The sequence below is a fragment of the Bradyrhizobium sp. genome (assembly GCF_019244115.1).
Taxonomy (GTDB): Bacteria; Pseudomonadota; Alphaproteobacteria; order Rhizobiales; family Xanthobacteraceae; genus Bradyrhizobium.
The window spans coordinates 1-18,013 of sequence record NZ_JAFATE010000066.1; the positions used below are offsets into that span (position 1 = coordinate 1).

At 65.5% G+C, this 18,013-nt stretch carries 14 protein-coding genes; 8 read left to right on the forward strand and 6 right to left on the reverse strand.

What is annotated here, in order from left to right; all coding sequences use genetic code 11:
* The first annotated feature begins 147 nt into the window (after nucleotides 1-147).
* The 4 genes from JOZ76_RS03045 to JOZ76_RS03060 all read left to right on the forward strand — a co-directional run bounded on the left by JOZ76_RS03045 (nucleotide 148) and on the right by JOZ76_RS03060 (nucleotide 6,383).
* A complete protein-coding gene (locus tag JOZ76_RS03045; RefSeq protein ID WP_291697151.1) occupies nucleotides 148-2,835 on the forward strand; it encodes a molybdopterin-dependent oxidoreductase in 2,688 nt (895 codons plus the stop codon).
* Nucleotides 2,832-3,746 (forward strand): FAD binding domain-containing protein, encoded by a 915-nt coding sequence (locus JOZ76_RS03050; protein WP_291697152.1) that lies wholly within the window; start codon nucleotides 2,832-2,834, stop codon nucleotides 3,744-3,746. The genes JOZ76_RS03045 and JOZ76_RS03050 overlap by 4 nt, the downstream gene beginning before the upstream one ends.
* 289 nt (nucleotides 3,747-4,035) lie before the next feature.
* Nucleotides 4,036-5,634: a DUF2272 domain-containing protein gene (locus JOZ76_RS03055; protein ID WP_291697153.1), complete on the forward strand. Its 1,599-nt coding sequence runs from the start codon at nucleotides 4,036-4,038 to the stop codon at nucleotides 5,632-5,634.
* A gap of 197 nt (nucleotides 5,635-5,831) precedes the next feature.
* Nucleotides 5,832-6,383 (forward strand): GlcG/HbpS family heme-binding protein, encoded by a 552-nt coding sequence (locus JOZ76_RS03060; protein WP_291697154.1) that lies wholly within the window; start codon nucleotides 5,832-5,834, stop codon nucleotides 6,381-6,383.
* A 122-nt stretch (nucleotides 6,384-6,505) separates the two neighbouring features.
* On the opposite strand, the gene JOZ76_RS03065 is transcribed toward JOZ76_RS03060, so the two are convergent.
* Nucleotides 6,506-7,792 carry an extensin-like domain-containing protein gene (locus tag JOZ76_RS03065; protein ID WP_291697155.1) on the reverse strand — a complete coding sequence of 429 codons (1,287 nt, stop codon included), beginning with the start codon at nucleotides 7,790-7,792 and terminating at the stop codon, nucleotides 6,506-6,508.
* Between the two features lie 491 nt (nucleotides 7,793-8,283).
* On the opposite strand from JOZ76_RS03065, the gene JOZ76_RS03070 reads away from it, so the two are divergent.
* The 3 genes from JOZ76_RS03070 to JOZ76_RS03080 all read left to right on the forward strand — a co-directional run bounded on the left by JOZ76_RS03070 (nucleotide 8,284) and on the right by JOZ76_RS03080 (nucleotide 11,157).
* Complete coding sequence (locus JOZ76_RS03070) at nucleotides 8,284-9,087, forward strand: DUF2147 domain-containing protein (RefSeq protein ID WP_291697156.1); 804 nt, start codon at nucleotides 8,284-8,286, stop codon at nucleotides 9,085-9,087.
* Between the two features lie 311 nt (nucleotides 9,088-9,398).
* On the forward strand, nucleotides 9,399-9,650 hold the full coding sequence (locus JOZ76_RS03075) for a hypothetical protein (RefSeq protein ID WP_291697157.1): 252 nt from the start codon (nucleotides 9,399-9,401) through the stop codon (nucleotides 9,648-9,650).
* A gap of 205 nt (nucleotides 9,651-9,855) precedes the next feature.
* Complete coding sequence (locus JOZ76_RS03080; protein WP_291697158.1) at nucleotides 9,856-11,157, forward strand: FecR family protein; 1,302 nt, start codon at nucleotides 9,856-9,858, stop codon at nucleotides 11,155-11,157.
* 218 nt (nucleotides 11,158-11,375) lie between these two features.
* On the opposite strand, the gene JOZ76_RS03085 is transcribed toward JOZ76_RS03080, so the two are convergent.
* Nucleotides 11,376-12,215 (reverse strand): NUDIX hydrolase, encoded by an 840-nt coding sequence (locus tag JOZ76_RS03085; protein ID WP_291697159.1) that lies wholly within the window; start codon nucleotides 12,213-12,215, stop codon nucleotides 11,376-11,378.
* An 89-nt stretch (nucleotides 12,216-12,304) separates the two neighbouring features.
* Entirely contained in the window at nucleotides 12,305-13,192 is an 888-nt protein-coding gene (gene asd, locus JOZ76_RS03090; RefSeq protein WP_291697160.1) for an archaetidylserine decarboxylase, read from the reverse strand.
* A 56-nt stretch (nucleotides 13,193-13,248) separates the two neighbouring features.
* On the opposite strand from asd, the gene JOZ76_RS03095 reads away from it, so the two are divergent.
* Nucleotides 13,249-14,916 carry an aminotransferase class III-fold pyridoxal phosphate-dependent enzyme gene (locus JOZ76_RS03095; protein WP_291697161.1) on the forward strand — a complete coding sequence of 556 codons (1,668 nt, stop codon included), beginning with the start codon at nucleotides 13,249-13,251 and terminating at the stop codon, nucleotides 14,914-14,916.
* A 340-nt stretch (nucleotides 14,917-15,256) separates the two neighbouring features.
* Here JOZ76_RS03095 and JOZ76_RS03100 read toward each other — a convergent pair whose 3' ends face one another.
* The 3 genes from JOZ76_RS03100 to JOZ76_RS03110 all read right to left on the reverse strand — a co-directional run bounded on the left by JOZ76_RS03100 (nucleotide 15,257) and on the right by JOZ76_RS03110 (nucleotide 17,915).
* Nucleotides 15,257-15,895 (reverse strand): hypothetical protein, encoded by a 639-nt coding sequence (locus JOZ76_RS03100; protein ID WP_291697162.1) that lies wholly within the window; start codon nucleotides 15,893-15,895, stop codon nucleotides 15,257-15,259.
* A gap of 231 nt (nucleotides 15,896-16,126) precedes the next feature.
* Nucleotides 16,127-16,816 (reverse strand): class I SAM-dependent methyltransferase, encoded by a 690-nt coding sequence (locus tag JOZ76_RS03105; protein WP_291697163.1) that lies wholly within the window; start codon nucleotides 16,814-16,816, stop codon nucleotides 16,127-16,129.
* 25 nt (nucleotides 16,817-16,841) lie between these two features.
* The gene (locus JOZ76_RS03110; RefSeq protein ID WP_291697164.1) at nucleotides 16,842-17,915 is read right to left on the reverse strand and encodes a glycosyltransferase family 4 protein; all 1,074 of its coding nucleotides are present in this window, start codon (nucleotides 17,913-17,915) and stop codon (nucleotides 16,842-16,844) included.
* Between the last annotated feature and the right edge of the window lie 98 nt (nucleotides 17,916-18,013).

Here is an 18,013-nt window from a genome sequence, read left to right on the forward strand (position 1 = left end):
ATCGTCGCCAGTGCGACGCGGATGTTTCTCGCCACCTACGGGGCCAAGGCCCGATAGGCTGCCCCGCGGAGCCGCGCGGCCGTTTGACATTTCCGCTATCTTTTGCCGATCTCCTGCTCCGCGCTTGAAGCTCCCTGGAGATCGGACATGAGCAGCATCACGATCAATGGCCGCCCCGCGTCGCTGCCCGACGACGGCGATGCGTTCCTGATCGATGTCCTCCGCGACGACCTTGGCCTGACCGGGACCAAGCTGGTGTGCGGGTCCGGGGTCTGCGGCGCGTGTACGGTGCTGCTCGACGGCGTGCCGGTGGCGAGCTGCCTGATGCCCACGCAGGCCGCGGTCGGCCGGTCGGTCACGACCGTCGAGGGGATCGGCGAAAGCGAGCTGCATCCGGTCCAGAAGGCTTTTATGGCGCATGACGGCCTGCAATGCGGCTTCTGCACGCCGGGCTTCATCGTGGAGGCCACAGCGTTCCATGAGCGCTGGCGCGCCGCGAATGGCACGGCCACGCCCTCGCGCGAGGAGATCGGCGCGGCTCTGTCGGGGCACCTGTGTCGCTGCGGCGCCTATGACGGCGTTTTTCGCGCCGTAGCGGACGCCTGCGCCGGCCGCTTCGACGGCAAGGAGGTGCGAGCGGCGCGGATGGAAGCCCTAGCCAAGGTGACGGGGGCGGCACGCTACACCGTCGACATCCGCCATGACGGACAGCTCGAAGGCGTGATCCTGCGTGCCAATATCGCGCATGGCAAGATCGCCGAGCTCGACCTCGCGCCCGCCCGCGCCGTTCCCGGCGTCGCTGCGGTTGCCTCGCTGCTGTCTCAGGATCGGATGGTGCGCTATGTCGGCACACCCATAGCGGCCGTGGCCGCAACCAGCCGCAAGGCCGCGCTCAAGGCCATCGGTGCAATCCGTGTCGTCAGCGAGGCGATGCCGGCCGCGATCGGACTGGACGCTGCACGAAAGCCCGATGCGCCCACGGTCTTCGACAAGACCAACCGCAAGCAGGCCGGCAATGTCGCGGAAGGCGCTGGCGGGCCGGCGCCCTGGAAGGGCAATGTACGCGGCCCGACCGCGGTGTTCTCGCAGCAGGCAAGAAAGGCCAAAGGCTGGATCGAGCGCGCCCGCAAGACGCGCGATCCCCTGCTGGTCGAATCGACTTTTCGCGTCGGCACGCAGTCGCATGCCTGCCTCGAGCCGCACGCCGCGGTGGCGCGGTTCGACGGCGACCGCCTCACGGTTCATGTCTCGACCCAGTCGGTGCACGACGTCGGCGAAGCGATCGCCAAGCGCTACAAGCTGTCACCCGGCAAGGTGCGGGTGATCGCCAATCATGTCGGCGGCGGGTTCGGCTCCAAGGGCGGCCTCGGCGTCGAAACCATCGTGGCGATCGAGCTCGCGCGCGCGGCAAAGGCCCCGGTGAGGGTCGCCTTCGACCGCCACGAAGAGCTCTCGGTGACCGGCTATCGTCCGGCCGCCGAACTCGAGCTCGCTTTGCTCGCCTCTCCGCAGGGCCGCCTCAAGGCGCTATCGCTCACCGCCTACGCCGACACCGGCGCGGCGACCAACTCGACCATCGCGGCACTGGCGCGCATGATCTATCCGGCGGACGCCAAGCAGCTCGCCGATTTCGACGTCGTCAGCAATCTGCCGCCCGGCGCGCCGTTCCGCGGCCCCGGCGGGCCGCCGATGGCGTTTGCGCTGGAGCAGGCGGTCGACGAGGCCGCCCACCGCCTGAAGCTCGATCCGATCGCCTTGCGCAAGCGCTGGGATCCTGACCCCAACCGGCAGCGGCTTTACGACTGGGCGGCCGAGTTGGATGTCTGGCGCGAAAGGACACCGGCCGCGGCACAGAACGGCCGCTACCGAAGGGGTGTCGGCGTCGCCACCGGATATTGGCTCTATCTCTGGCAGCCCGGATCGCGCATCGAACTCGCCGTCAAGGGCGGGCGCATCGTCGCGAGCAGCGCCGTTCAGGACATCGGCACCGGCACGCGCACGGTGATCGCCTCTACGGTGGCGCGCGAGTTCGGGGTCGAGCCCGACGACATCGAGGTGCGCATCGGCGAGTCCTCGCTGCCCGAAGGACCGGGCTCCGGCGGCAGCCGCGTGACCGCCTCGCTGGTGCCGCCGACCCTCGCGGCCGTGACCAAGCTGAAGGCTGCAATCGTGAAGAACGCGTCGCGATCACCGCCGCAGGGCTCGAATGCGCCCTGGCGCGACATGATCGCAGCCTCTCCCGACCTCGTCGTCTCAGCCGAACGGGCGAAGGACGCAAAGCCGTCAGACCCGCGCATTCGTTCGCCATTCAAGGAGGTGGGCATCATGGGCACGATCTTCGGCCTCGTGCTGCGCTGGTTCTCCAACATCGTGGTCGGCGCCGGCGTACCGAGTTCGGTGCAGGTGGTCGAGGTCGAGGTCGACACCTGGCTCGGCCATGTCCGCGTGCTCTCGGTGCACACCGGTCTTGCGATCGGCAAGGTCGTGGCCCCTGATCTCGCGCATAGCCAGGCCGCAGGCGCCGTGATCCAGGGCGTCGGCTACGCGCTCTACGAAACGCGCGAGATCGATCCGCTGTCCGGCCATGTCCTGAGCGCGAGCATGGAGGACTATCGCATTCCCGGCATCGCAGACACACCGCGCATCGCGGTGCATTTCGACGAGGCCGGCTTCGAACACGTGGCGGGCGGCAGCGTCGGCATCGGCGAGGTCGCAACCGTGCCGACCTCACCGGCGATAGCCAACGCCATCTACAACGCGATCGGCGTGCGGCTGACGGAAATTCCGTTCCGGCCCGACCGGCTTGCCGCGGCGCTGCGGAGGACCGCGGCATGACCACGTCTTGCGCCGAGGCGACCGCGGAATTCCGCGCCGCCGCCACCGACTTGTCGGAGCGGCTGCGCAGCGGCATCGCCAGGGGCCCCGTGATCGACATCGCTTCGAAGCTCGAAAGCGGCATCAGTTTTTCCGATGACGGCGCGGCCACCATCGGCGCGCTCACGACCATTGCGGCGATTGCCGGCGATGCCGGGCTTACTGCGGCCTATCCCGGTCTTGCCGCGACCGCGGGCGGATTGGCAACGCCGCAGATCCGGCATCTGGCGACGCTCGGCGGCAATCTCGCCCAGCGCTCGCGCTGCTGGTACTACCGCAATCCGCACATCGCCTGCCTGAAGAAAGGCGGCATCGATTGTCCGGCCCGCGCCGGAAACCATCTCTATCACGTGGCCTTCGACAGCGGCGCCTGCGTCGCGCCGCATCCCTCGTCGATGGCCGTGGCGCTGCTGGCCTATGAGGCGACCACAATCGACACCGACCGCAGGGACGGTCTGTCTGTCGGCGACCTGCTTGGCGACGGCAGCGACGGCCGGGATCACGCGCTGCAACAGGGCGAGATGATCCGGCGCATCGTGTTGCCCGCGCCGGTCGCCGGTGAACGCGCGCTCTACAAGCGCGCGATCAGCCGCAGCCATGCCGAATGGCCGCTGGTCGAGGTCTGCGCCCGCGCGGTCGTCACCGACGGCCGCTTCCGCTTCGTCCGCCTCGCGGCCGGCGGCATTGCGCCGCGGCCGCTGCGCCTTTTGGCCTCCGAGGCGCTGCTGCTCGGCGCCGAGGCCAATGAGGAGACGATGCTCGAGGCCGCGCGCCGCGCGACCACCGATGCGAACCCGCTGCCGATGACCGGCTACAAGCTCGATCTGTTGATCGGTCTCGTCAACGACCTCCTGGAACGGCTGGCGCGGTAAGGGGCGACCGTCTGATATCGAATCGTCCCGCGCCTGCGTGTGCCACGAGGCCGGACAGATGTGAACCAACTCACGTGGATTGGATCAAACAGGTGCTACCCGTTGAAGGCCTGCTTGTTCGGCCTCCGGGGCACATCATGAAGCGGCGACCTTCGACCCCATCGCTTGACGTTGCCGCCGGCGATCAACGGCCCGACCGCCCTCGCCTTTCCTTCCGATCGCTCCCCGCCAGTTCCCGCTCGGCAGGCCATGATTTGACACCTCCCCATTCACAACCGGGAATTTTCACATGGCCATCAAGGAAGAGATCACGTGGTTCAAAGAGAATTTTGCCGCTGGCATCATTCCGGCCCTGGCCGGAACGCCGGTATCGTTCGATTTGGTCTGCGCCATCGCATTTCAGGAATCGGGCGAACTGTGGAGCAGGCTGCGTCTGAACGTGCCGCCCGAGGAGGTATTGCGCCTGTCTGTCGGCGACACACTCGACGAGCCGAGCCGTAGCGCCTTCCCGAAAAACAAGGACGCGCTCATCGGCGCACCGCGAGGCCAGGAGATGTTCGACCTGGCGCATCGGCTCTTGATCGAGATGGGCGACGGGACCGGCATCGAGACCTACCAAGAGCTCGGCAGGCGCCCGAACAAATTCGTGCACGGCTACGGCATCTTCCAGTACGACTTGCAGTTCTTCCGCCGCGATCCGAATTTCTTCCTCAACCAGAGCTGGAAAGACCTCAGCGTTTGCGTCGACAAGCTGATGCTCGAACTGCGCACCGGCCTGCAACAGCTCGGTCTCAACAACAAGACGTCGCTGACTGACCTGGAGTCGGCCTTCGTTGCCATCGTCTACAATACGGGCTTCGGCAATTTTCGAGAAGCCAAAGGCCTTAAACAGGGCTTCAACGACGGACGGTTCTTCTATGGCGAGAACATCGAGCGCTTTCTGAAAATCGCCCACGACATCGCCACGCCAGCCCACGCGCCCGTGGCCGCCGCCCCTGCAGTAGCCGCGACGGCGCCAGCCGCGGCTCCGGCGCCGCAGCCTGCGATTCCCTCAATCGTCTCGGTCGCCCAGGCCGAGTTCGGTCGCTTCCATGACATCAACGAAGGCAGCGAGCCGCTGCGGAGCCACATCGCAGACTACTACGAGGCTGCCGGTGGCAGCCGGAGCCTCGATCCGACGCTCGACGAAAACGCATGGTCGGCCGCGTTCGTCTCGTTCTGCGTCAAACGGTCGGGCGCAACGGCGGAGCAGTTCAGGTTCAGCATGCTTCACAGCGTCTATGTGAACGCCGCGATTGCCAACGCGGACAACAACCGCGGCGTATTTCGCGCGCATCCGATCAACGAGTATGCTCCGAAGCTCGGCGATCTCATTCACCACAATCGCAGCGGCGGCACCGTTACCTATGAATCGGCCCGGACCCATGCCGACTATCCCTCGCACGCCGCGATCGTGGTCGATTTCGAGATCCGCAACGGAGTGCGCAATGCCGTCACCATCGGCGGCAATGAGTTCCTGGCCGGCGGCACGGGCACGGTTGGCAAGAAGTTCTTCCCGCTCGACAGCGCCGGCTTCCTGAACCAGTCGTCGATCGGCCCCAGGCTCATCTGCGTGGTCGAGAACCAGCTCGCCGCAGGCGCTGAAGTTGCGGTGCAGCCACCTGCGCCGCTTGGTCCATATGTCGTCAATGTTCGGACCGAATTGATGCTACGCGGCGGGCCCGGAATCGAGTTTCCGGTGTTGAAGGAGTTGCTGAACGGAACCTCGCTCAACGTGCTTGAGTTCGACGAGGTCGCCAGCGGCCGCTGGGCTCTGGTCGATCTGGAAGGCGACGGCGTGAGGGACGGCTACGCGTTCGCCAAGTTCCTGGAGCCGGCCATGTCATGACGCAGTTCGGTGGTCCGGCCCGGGCCACCGAGCCTCCCGCCCCCGGAGCGAGCAAGCAAACCAGTGAGATACAGGCGATGGGCCGACCATTCCACAATGGCGCCAGCCTCTCACATATTGAGAAATACCGTTCGCTCTGCAATAGTCCCGGCCGATCGGTGCAAGCAACGACACCGATGCAATCGGGAGGAATAGTAATGCGAGGCATTGTCTCTTTTGTTTCCAGTCTGGCGCTGGCGCTCTGCGTCGGTCACGCGGCGCTCGCGCAGCAGGCCACACCGGCGCCCGCGGCGCCACCTGCCAACGCGCCGGCCGGCGGCACACCCGAAATCATGCCGTTCGACATTCCCTATGGGCAGTCGATCGGCGAGGAGAAGGCCAAGCAGATTCTCGCCGCCGCCGAAGCGGAGGCCAAGAAGCGCAACTGGAAAATGAACATCGCCGTCGTCGACACCAATGGCGAGCTCGTGCATTTCCTCCGGATGGACGGTGCGCTGATCGCCTCGGTCAACATCTCGCAGGGCAAGGCGCGCACCGCGGCGCGCTTCCGCCGTCCGACGCAGATCTTCTATAACGTCTACGAAGCCGGCCACGGCTATCTCTCGACGCTCGATCCGACCCTGGTCGCCTCCCCCGGCGGCTTCCCGCTGGTCGAAGGCGGCAAGCTGATCGGCGCCATCGGCTGCAGCGGCGGCACCGGCGACCAGGACGCGGCGATCTGCAAAGTCGGCGCCGAGCTGATCAAGTAGCGCACTGTTTCGTAGATTTCATTGGCAAAGCGAAGCGTGCCCACCATTCCACGACTACACCTTTTAAAAGATGGTGGGCACGGCGCAAACGCGCCTTTGCCCACCTACCCACCCTGCCCTCCTCAATCGTCCTCGAATTCGTCTTCCTCGTTGACGCGCTCGCCCTTCTTGCGCCGATGCGAGGCTTCCCTTGCACCGCCGAGCGCGCCGGTGACGGCGGGATCGCGCTGGCCATAGCCGTAGCGCTGCTGCGCACGCGCAGCGACCTGCTCGCCCGAGATCGCGGCCGGCTCGCAGATGATGCGGCCCGAGGCGCGCCGCATCAGGTCGACGTGGATGTGATCGTAGTGGTAGGCGTTGGAGCCCGGCGCCAGCACCGTGTTGAACCGCGCGCAGGCCGCGCCCTGCACGTCGCGCAGAAAACCCTGCTCCTCGGGCAGACCATGCCAGCCGTCCTTCACGGAGATGTGCCGTCCGTCGGCGAGCGTGAAGACCGCGATATCGAGCGCGTTGCCAAAAGCGTGCTCGGAAATGTGCGCGCTCGGATTGCCGTTCATGCCGCGGCAGGAATAGGCGGAGATCTGCTTGATCTCGACGACGCGCGCGCCGAACCAGCGTTGCGCGGCCGGTTGCACGGCCTCGGCGAGCCAGCGATCGAGCACCGAGACGATCGGGCAGGCGAGCGTCGCCGTTGGTTTTACCGCGACCGGACCGACGGCCGTGACCGGATCGCCCCGCGCCGGTCCAAGCGCTGGCAGGCGGTCGGTGGGTGACGCGGCCGGCGCACCTCCGTACGGGGCATCATACGGACGCTGCGCGTTCGGCGCGGAATATTGCGGATGCGGCGGATAGGCCTGCGCGCCATAGGGCGCGGACGAACGCGGCGGCGGGTAGGATCCCGGCGTCCCCTCATCCGGCAAATCGATCTCGTCTTCCTCGGGCGCAACGCCGGGCGCGGCCAGCGAGATCGGCGCGGGGGGCGCCTGCCCATAAGCCGGTGGACGCGACGGCGCATTCGGATAGTTCGGCGCCTGATAGCCCTGCGACGGCGGGTAGGTTTGCGGCGGCGGCTGGTAGGCTGGCGGCGGCGCCGGCCTGACCGGCCAGCGCGGCTGGTTGCCGATGTCGGCTGGTGGACGCAGATCCTCGTCGGCGAAGCCGAAGCTGGTCGAGCCTTCGCCGAGGGCTGCGACCTTGAGCGGATAGTCGGCACCGCAGACGCCGGGGCCCGAAATCGGCGAGATGCGAACGATGTCGGCGCTTTCTTTCACCGCCCCGGATTTCAGACAGGCGATCTCGGCCTCGCCGCGCCAGGGTTCACGTTCGGCCTGAAAGAAGCCGCGACCGCAACCCGCAAGCGAGACAAGGACGAAGGAGCCGACGAGATACAAACGAACTCCACGCGTCATGCCCCGCAGGTTCGTCCGTTTTGCTTAAGATTTTGCTTAAAGACTGACCAACGCGTTGATTTCACGAATCTTTAACCACGCGCGCCACTCCAAGCGCAGTTCACGCTCGGCTACTACGGACAGCCAGCCTGTCTTTTTGTGGAGTCCAGCAAGTGCTAATATGGTCTTCCGGAATGCGGAGAGTGCGACGCAAACCTTGGAGAAGTCCATGACTCTCGAGAATAGGTTGAGCGTAGTCGCCGCGTATGTCGCGTTTGCCTTTGTTGCCGCGATCGTGCTCGGGCTGTTCTAGCGCGGTATCTGATTCCTTTCAGGGCCAACCGCAATTGCCGCCGTTCGCAGGCGACTGCCCCCTTGACCGCGCAGCCCCCGAATGGCCGCACGATGTGCGGCGAGCCATTCGCCTCCTGTGATCTCCGTCACGGAAGAGGCTGATGCGGCGATCTTAAGGTTTTCGGCGAGTTGCAACAACCCGCTCGCCGGAGGCTCTCATGAAAAAGCTCACCCTCGCCACCGCTCTCGTGCTGGCCTCAACCGCCGCACATGCCGGGCAGGCGATCTCGCTCGACATCGACGGACACCGGATCCGGATCGAAGCGCCGAAAAACTGTGACGCGCTGTCGTGCCTCAAGATCACGGGTCTCGGCGGCATCAATCTGGGCCGGCTGACGTCCGGCCGCAATGATGATGACGAGACGCCCGTGAGTCCGTCGGCCCTGCGGGCACCCGCCCCTGCTCAGGCGCCGAGCGTTCAGGCCAGCGCACCGCCGACGACGCCGGCCGCCAGCCCCGAACAGCCCGCCTTGCCGGCTCCGGCGACCGTGACATCGAGCACACCAGCCGCGCAGATCCCGTCCACGAATCATCTCGCAAATGCCGACGCCGCCGGCGCGTCCACCGCGCCGCTCGCTCCCGCGGCGCTGGCGGGCCCCGCCTCGGCGCCAACCAACCCTGCTGCCGCGGCCGCTGCTCCTGCGGCGCAACCCGCTCCGGCCGCCGCAGCTCCCGTGCCGAACACGCCGCTCGGCCTGTGGGCGACGGAAGAGAACAAGGGCAATGTGCGGATCGAGCCCTGCGGCGCCAATCTGTGCGGCTATGCCGAGAAGAGCGGCGAAAAAGTCCTGATCAACATGAAGCCGTCCGACAACAAATGGGTCGGCCGCATTCATGATCCGGCTGGCGGCGGCAATTACGACTCCACCATCGCGATAAGGGGACCGAATCTCTTGAAGGTGCAGGGCTGCGCATTCGGCGGCCTGTTCTGCGGCGGCCAGACCTGGAAGCGTCTGAGCTGACATCGTCGAACGTCAGAACACGCGTGCACACTGGCCTCGCAACGGTATGCGGGCCTTTTCGCATCAAGTGCGTCGATCGTCGATCACTGTTCCCGCGCTATGGAACCCAGATGTCCGTGGATAAGATTCAATTTCGCTCATCACGGCAAATGACTGCAAACCCCGCTACGTTATCCTTTTGCGGAGCGGCGCTGCTTCGGCGGGCGGCGATCGCATCCGCTTCAGCTTCAGGGGGACATCAGGTGGCTTGCTTTCGATCGGTCAAGAGTAACGGCGCGTTGCTGGCCGCAACGTCGCTGGCGTTGCTAACATTGACGTCGGTTTCACATGCCTACACGCAGGAGCAGGCGCAGCGGTGTACCGGCGATGCGATGCGTCTGTGCAGCTCGGAGATTCCCGACGTCGACCGCATCACGGCGTGCATGGCCAAGAAGCGGGCCCAGTTGAGCGAGGGCTGCAGGGCGGTGTTCAAGGCGGACCCTTCCGAGCGGACCACGTCAGTCAACTACGCCAACAAGCCGCCGAAGAGCGGCTGGCGCAACTACTGGGGCTGGGGCGACTAGCGCGCGACGTTTTGGCCGGCCGTTCCGCTGATACGGTCCACCTCTCCCGGCCGGGGAAAGGTGGACACTGCGGCGGGATCACGAATTCTGCACCAAGGCCTGACACAGGTATTCACGCCGGGTTCAGCGTCCCGCTTCCTTACTGCCGTCCGTCCTGATTGAGCCTTGGGGGGCGATGGCTGTGGCGCGGAAGCGGCTTTGGTTGATGCTCGGCCTACTGATCCATGGCCTGTCCGGCGCGGCGGCAATGCCGGCCCCGACTGGCGATGATCGTGCATCTGCCGGAATCGATCAGGCGGTGCCGCGCCTCATGACGGTCGCGCAGGCCCAGCCGGCGCCGACACCTGTGCCCTCCCCCTCCCCGACCTCAGCCGCCTCCGACGAGCCGATCGGCAATGTCGCCACCCTGACCGGGGTTGTGACCGTGATCCACAACAAGGATTCGATCGCGCTCAAACTCAAGGACGACATCTTCCTGAACGACACGGTGCAGACCGCGGCCGATTCGACCCTCGGCATCACCTTCAACGACGGCACCACCTTCCATCTGTCGGCCAACGCCAGGATCACGATTGACACTTATGTCTATGAGGACGGCGGCAAAGAGAATGCCGGCATCTTCGACATCGCAAAAGGCACGGTCGCCTTCGTCGCCGCGGCGGTGGCGAAGACCGGCGACATGAAGATCACGACGCCGACCTCGACGCTCGGCATTCGCGGCACCACCGGGCTCGTCGAAGTGCCGGAGGGCGGCGCGGCCACGCGCGGCAACAACGTCAACATCAAACTCTATCCCGATCCGGACGGCCATGTCGGCCGCATCGAGGTCAATGACCGCCTGGGCGCACGGCTCGGCGCGCTGACGCAGGGCGCAAGCGGTTTCAGCATCCGGCCACCCGGCGCGCCGGGCGGCCGGGTCAGTGCCGTACCGCTCAGAATCTCCTCGGAGCAGGTGGCGCGCGACCAGGGTTTTGTGCGCCAGGTGCATGCGGCGCAAAATGTCGGCCGCCAGATCGTGACCGAGCAGCGCGCGCTGCGACGCGCCAATCCGAATGCGCTGCCGAACCGCAACAACCCGCCGCGCCAGCCGACACCGCAGCAGACGCCACAGCGGCAAAACAGCCAGCCGCAGCCGAACCGGCAAGGCACACAGCCCCCCGGACCTAACCAGCAGCGGCAGCAAGGTCAGCCGAAGCAACAGCGGCAGCCGCAGCGTTCAGGCCAGGCGCCGCAGGGAAAACCCGGCACGAATCCGGCGCCCGCTGCTCCAGCGCGCCCGGGAGAACCTCCACGTCCCGGTGAACCGCCACGGCAGGGTGAGCCGTCACGGCAAGGCGGAAATCTCAAACCCGGCACGCCGCCGCAGCCGAACCTGCGTGAGCCGGCGCCGCGCCAGGCTGCGCCGCTTCCGCCGCGCCCGGGTGCGCAGCGAGGAGCTCAGCCGGGCCGGCCCGGAGCCGTGCGCGGCAAGCGGCCGCCCAAGGACAAGCGCGACGAACCGCGGTGAGCCGTCACAGAGCCAAGATTGGACTGAAAAGGCGCAGCAAGGGGCCGTGCGCTGCGCTCCCCCTTGCGGGGAGGGGTCGAGGGTGAGGGTCCCCGGACTCAGCTCGTCGTGTGGTACCTCCCTCCCCAGCCCTCCCCCGCAAGGGGGGAGGGAGCGCACCGCCGTCGTGTCGATAACGTGCCGATCGATTGATTTCGAAATTCAACGAAACCGCTCTATCAAGCCGCGCGGCCGAGCCAGGCGCGCACCTTCTGCGCCAGGCTGGGCCGCGGCACTTCGGTCTCCGCATCGGACGCGGCCGCTGCGATCTCGGCGTTGGTATCGGCGTCAGCGACCGCAGCCCCATTCGAAGCCATCTCGACCTGCGCCGGTTCAGCGTCCTCCGAATGAATCGGAAGCATCGCCTCCGCCTTCTCGATGGGCTGCCCGATGTCGAGGATCTCGCCGTCAAGGAACGGAGCAGATACCTGCAGCTCGGGCGTAGGCAGCTCCAAATCGTGCCCGGGCGGCCCAAGCATCACATCGGGCTGCGGCGTGGGCGCTGGCAGCGGCGGTTTTGGCAGCGGCTTGCGCGCGGGAGCCTGACGGCTGCGGCGCTTCTTCGCCGCCGGCGCTTTCGCCTGGGCGCGCCGCGAGGCTTCGGCCGCTGCAGCATTCTCGAGGGCATGCGGACCGACATGAGTCAGGAACGCCCGCTCATAGGCGCGCGACAGCCGCCCGATCGCGAGGTCGAGCGGCAGCCAGTCGACTGCCCTGACGTCGTGCATCAGTTCATAGGCCTGCTCGCCGTCGGCCTCCATGCGCCAGTAGTGCACGATCTTGGACCGCCCGCCGGACTCATAGGCCAGCGTTCCCAGAAATTCATGCACGATGACATCGTGCCCGGTCTCTTCCAAAACCTCCCGTTCGGCGGCGTCGCGCGCGGTCTCGCCATTGTCGAGCTTGCCCTTCGGCAGCACCCACTCATCGCGCTTGCGCAGGCGCACGACCGCGATCCGCGGCGATTGCCCCCGCCGCAGCACGATGCCACCCGCCGCCAGAACAGGCTCTCTCGCCATCAACTATCCCGGATTTGCGATCGTGATTCGAAGACAGACATCTTTCATATAATCAGCCGTCAGGGCAAAATCGAGATTGCACCAGACACTCAAGACGCCAGGGTCGGTTGCATCGTCGGGCTTCGCAAGAGCTGCTGCCCCGCCTTGATCCGCGTTCCCTCCGCGATACCTGCGCAAAATTCGAAATGCCCGGGCGCGAGCAGAATGATGGTTGAGCCGTGTTCGAACCAGCCGAGTTCGTCGCCCTTGTGCACGGTCACGTCACACGGGAACTGCAGCGGCCCGGTCGTCTGCGCGTTGAGCACGCGGTCGATGAAATGCAGGCGGATGCTGGCCACCAGGATCGCCGCGACCGGTACCATCGTCAGCGCCTCGCCGCTCGCAAGCTGCATGCGGATCACGGCGCGTTCGTTCTTGCAGAACAGCCGCTCGATCCGCTTCAGCGCGATCGGGTTGACGTTCCAGACATCGCCATGGATGAAGCTGACCTTAAGGATGCGGCCATCCTGCGGTGCGTGGAAGCGGTGATACATGCTCGAGGTTAGCCGGAGTGTGACGAAGCGTCCGTTGCGGTGCTGCTCGACCAGCTCGCTATCGCCGAGGAGGTCGCGCAGCGAATAGGGCGCACCCTTGATCTGATAAAGCTCGCCGTCGGCGATGGTTCCGAACGCGCCGATGATGCCGTCGCTCGGGCTCGCCACCACGGCCGGGTCCGGATCGGCCGGCCGCAGCCCAGGACGCAGTTCTCGCGTAAAGCAGTCGTGCAAGCTCTTAAAACTGGTCTTCTTCGCCTCCGACAGATCGAGATCGGAGAACAGCCGCCAGCAGGCGATCGAGGCGTCCCGGACCAAGGGGTTCTCGATCTTGGAGAACCAGCCCATGAAACGGGTCAGCGCCGCGCGCGGGATGCGGTTGGTCAACAGGAAGTTGATGTCTTCCTGCTCGGTGAGGGCTTCGATGAGGTTTTTCACTGTCATGAATCTGTCAGCAGGGATGGTTAGCGCTTGTCATCATTGATAGGGATTCGATGGATATGGATTCGCCAATTCCGATGCTGTCGCTGGCCGCCGGCGCGGTCGCCGTGACCGCTGCGGTCGCCCCGAAGGTCAAGGCGCGGCTGGCGCTGTCCCGCGCCAAGCACCGCTCGCTGGCCGGACATTCGAAGATGTCGCGCCGGGTGGCGCGGCTGATCCCGTTCTACGAGTTCGACATCAACGACTTCTTCCGCTCCGACGGCGCGCCGGAGGAGGTCGCAACGCGCCGCCAGGACGGCTTCTTCCGGCTGGGCACGCTCTATGAAGAGCGCTTCGTCAAGAGCCGGGCCGCGACCAGGGAGGCGGCCGCCCAGATCTCGGACCTGCAGTTCACCCAGGCCTACCGGGTGCCGTTCCAGTACAGCCGCCTGGTCCGCGAGCATCTCGGGTCGGGAAGTTTTATGCAGGCGTCCTCCGGAGTGACGCTGACCGACCTCGACGGCAATACCTTCTACGATCTCACCGGCGCCTATGGCGTCAACATCTTCGGCCACGACTTCTACAAGGAATGCATCGAGATCGGCGAGAAGCGCGCGCACGGGCTCGGCCCGGTGCTCGGCTTCTACCACCCGGTCGTTGCCGAAAACGTCCGCCGCCTGACCGAGATCTCCGGCCTCGACGAAGTCTCCTTCCACATGTCCGGCACCGAGGCCGTCATGCAGGCGGTGCGGCTGGCCCGCTATCATACCGGCCGCACCCATCTGGTGCGCTTTGCGGGCGCCTATCACGGCTGGTGGGGCGACGTGCAGCCCGGCGTCGGCAACCCGGTCTCGCCGCATGAGACCTACACGCTCGCCGAGATGAACGAGCGCACGCTGCACGTCCTGAGGACGCGGCGCGACATCGCCTGCGTGCTGGTCAATCCGCTGCAGGCGCTGCATCCGAACGTCAACGCGCCCGGCGATTCCGCCCTGGTCGATAGCTCCCGCCATGCGAATTTCGACCGCGCCGCCTATACCGAGTGGCTGAAGAAGCTGCGCGAGGTCTGCACCGAGCGCGGCATCGTGCTGATCTTCGACGAGGTGTTCGTCGGCTTCCGCATCGCACCCGGCGGCGCGCAGGACTATTTTGGCGTGCGCGCCGACATGGTGACCTACGGCAAGAGCCTTGCCGGCGGCCTTCCGATCGGGGTGGTCTGCGGCAAACGCGAGCTGATGCGCCGCTATCGTGACGATGCGCCCGCCGACATCTGTTTTGCCCGCGGCACCTTCAACTCGCACCCCTACGTCATGACGTCGATGGACGAGTTCTTGAGCCGGCTCGCCAGCCCCAATTTTCGCGCCATCTACAATGGTCTCGACGAGGTCTGGGATGGCCGCGCGAAGGACCTCAACGACAAGCTTAACGCCGCCGGCCTGCCGGTCCGCGTTGCCAACTTGTCGTCGATCTGGACCGTCGATTACACCGAGCCGTCGCGCTACAACTGGATGCTGCAATACTACCTGCGCGCCGAGGGCCTCGCGCTGAGCTGGGTCGGCACCGGGCGCCTGGTGTTCAGCCTGAACTACACCGATGCCGACTTCGCCGAGGTGACGAAGCGTTTCGTGGCGGCGGCGACCAAGATGATGCAGGACGGCTGGTGGTGGCACGACGCCGCCCTCACCAACAAGCGCATCCGCCGCCAGATTCTCAAAGAGATGCTCGCCCAAGCCTTCAAGCGCCGCTGATCGCCACTCGGCGAACTCTTTCCACTCCCCTCCCCCTTGCGGGGAGGGGTCGGGGGTGGGGGTAGCCACAAGCACAGATGTTCGGGGTACCTCCCTCCCCAGCCCTCCCCCGCAGGGGGGGAGGGAGCGCACCTCCTGTGCTGCCACAGCTTCAACCAAGCTCTTCACTCCGAAATCATCCGAAATCATCGATCGTCATTCCGGGACGGCTCGAAGAGCCGAACCCGGAAGCTCGAGATTCCGGGTTCGCGCTACGCGCGCCCCGGAATGACCAGAAAAACAGATGGCCGGGACAGAGCCCGGCCATTGTGAAATTGCAGCCGCAGAAGCCCAGGGCCGCTCAGGCGGTCTTCTCTTCCAACTCGAGGCCGTGTTCGAGAATGTCGAGGCCTGGATCGATCAGCTCGCCGCGGAGCAGCGCCAAGGGCGCCTTGTGGTAGAGCTTGAAGTCGTTGAAGGGGTCGGTGATGATCTTCGTCATCCACACGAGGCCGGTCTCGACGTCCTTGATGAAGAACAGGTGCACGGTGCGGAACAAGAGGCCGCCGATGCCCACCACCAGCCAGATTTTGGCGACCTGCCGCATGAAATCGGCCGACGACGCCCAAGGCTTGACGAGGCCGAACAAGGTCGGATCGAAGTAGAGCACGACGGGCGAAGCCGCCCAGATCGACATCAGCACCACCTTGCGCCGGAGATTGTAGCCGACCTTAATGTCTTCCTTGTGCTCGTGGGTCGCATGATTGATGTGGTCGTAACCCCTGGGCTCGAAGAAGAAGTGCCCGGCCTGGCGCGACGTCATCGACACCAGCCAGCCGATCAGCGCGGAGAACACCGGATCGATGAACATGTAGACGTAGCCGATCAGGAAGCTGATCGCGCTGACGAAATGCAGGCTCTGGTTGATCCGGCTGTGATGATAGTAGCGGTGATCGTCCCAGCGCTGGATCCGCAACTGCTCCAGGAAGTTCTTGATCATGTGTTTCCCCGAAAATGAGATGGGACGGCGATACAGCGATTCGATGTAGGGCATGTGACATCATCATAATGACACATGACGTTCACCTAAGGCATGAGAAAGAGGCCGCACGGCCTGCCGCTCAATTCGGATTGTAGGGTGGGCAAAGGCGCGTTTGCGCCGTGCCCACCAGTCGCGCGATCAGCCCTGGGCGGTGGGCACGCTTCGCTTTGCCCACCCTACTGCAGCTGATCAGGCGGCCACGGCCATCTCGGTCTTGCGGATGCGGACCAGCGAGAAGTGACCGAGCGGCGGCACCAGGCGCCGTTCGACCAATTCCATCCCCGGCGCGCTCGCCAGCCAGCTCACATAGCGTGACCAGGCGAACTCGGCGGTGCGAAAGCCGAGCGGCCGCACCACCGGCTGCAACCGCTGCTCGATGAAGCGTCGCATGCCGGCATCGGCGCTGACCCGGGTCAGAATGATCAGTTCGCCGCCGGGACGCAGCACGCGGGCGAACTCATGCAGCGCAGCCTCGGGATTGGGCACCGCGGTGACGACATATTGCGCCATCACGACGTCGAACGAATTGTCCGGGAATTCGAGTTTTTCGGCGTCCATCACCGCGAGTCCCTCGACATTCTTCAGGCGGAGCTCGTCGACCCGGCGCTGCGCCTTCTTCAGCATCGCCTCCGAGATGTCGGTGCCGAGGATGCGCAAGTGCGGCGCATATTGCGGCAACGAAATTCCGGTGCCGACGCCGACTTCCAGCACGCGGCCGCCGATCTTGTTGGTCGCCGATATCGCCGCCTTGCGGCCCTTGCTGAACACGCCACCGAACACGAGGTCATAGACGGGTGCCCAGCGGTCATAGGCCTGCTCGACCGTCTCGCGGTCGAAGTCCAACTCCGTGGTCCCGTCAAGCTTCATGATCTCTGCCATCTTCACTCTCGTTCTCTTTGGGTTGTTAACGCCCGGGGCTTTGCGAAGTTCGTACAAGATCGGTCGCCCTGCGGCTTGCGCGGCCAGCAAAATGGGCACTTGCCTGCAATCGGCTCAAATTGCCGACGAACTGCCGCGCGCTGTTTTCCCAGGAATGTTCCAGCGCAAAATTGCGGCAGGCCTCGCGCGATCGCCCGAGCGCGCGCAGGCAGGCGCCGCGCAGGTCGGAATCGATCGCGCCGATCGGACGGTCTGATATCACATCGAGCGGACCGGTGACCGGAAACGCCGCGACCGGTACCCCACAGGCCAGCGCTTCGAGCTGCACCACGCCGAAGGTGTCGGTGAGGCTCGGAAACACGAAGACGTCGCCTGCGGCGATATGCGAGGCGAGGTCCCTGCCCTTCTTCTCGCCGAGGAAAATTGCGCGCGGATAGCGCCGCTCCAGCTCGGCGCGCTGCGGCCCGTCACCGATCACGACCTTCGATCCGGGCAGATCCAGCGACAGGAACGCATCGAGATTCTTTTCGACCGCGACGCGGCCGACGGTCAGAAAGATCGGCCGCGGCAGGTCCAGCGTCGCCGGCTCGTCGGGCCGGAACAGCTCGGTGTCGACACCGCGCGTCCAGAAGCCGAGCCTCCTGAAGCCGCGCTGGCCAAGCTCCTGGCGCAGCGAATTGGTCGCCACCATGATCGTCGCCGATGGCGCGTGAAAATGGCGCATCACCGCATAGCCGACTGCCGCGGGAATGCCGGTGCGCACCGAAACATATTCGGGAAAGCGCGTCGTGTAGGAGGTCGTGAAGGCGAGCTTGTGCCGCAGGCAGTAGCCGCGCACCGCCCATCCGACCGGGCCCTCGGTCGCGATATGGATTGCCTCCGGTGCCGCCGCCTCGATGCGCCGCGCGATCTCACGCCGGTTCGGCAGCGCAAGCCGCAAGCCCGGATAGGTCGGCAAGGCGAAGGAGGGAAAACCTTCCGGCGTCAGGAACTCGATCTCGGCACCGAGCGTTGTGGCAGCGCGCGCCAGTGAAGTCAGCGTGCGCACGACACCGTTGACCTGCGGGTGCCAGGCATCGGTCGCGATCAGTATCGGCATCAAGCGAGCCTTGAGTTGAGAATGATTCCTTGAGTGAGGACGTTAAGAACAGGGATATTTCAAACGTGTGACGTCATCGAAATGTCGAGGATTCTTTT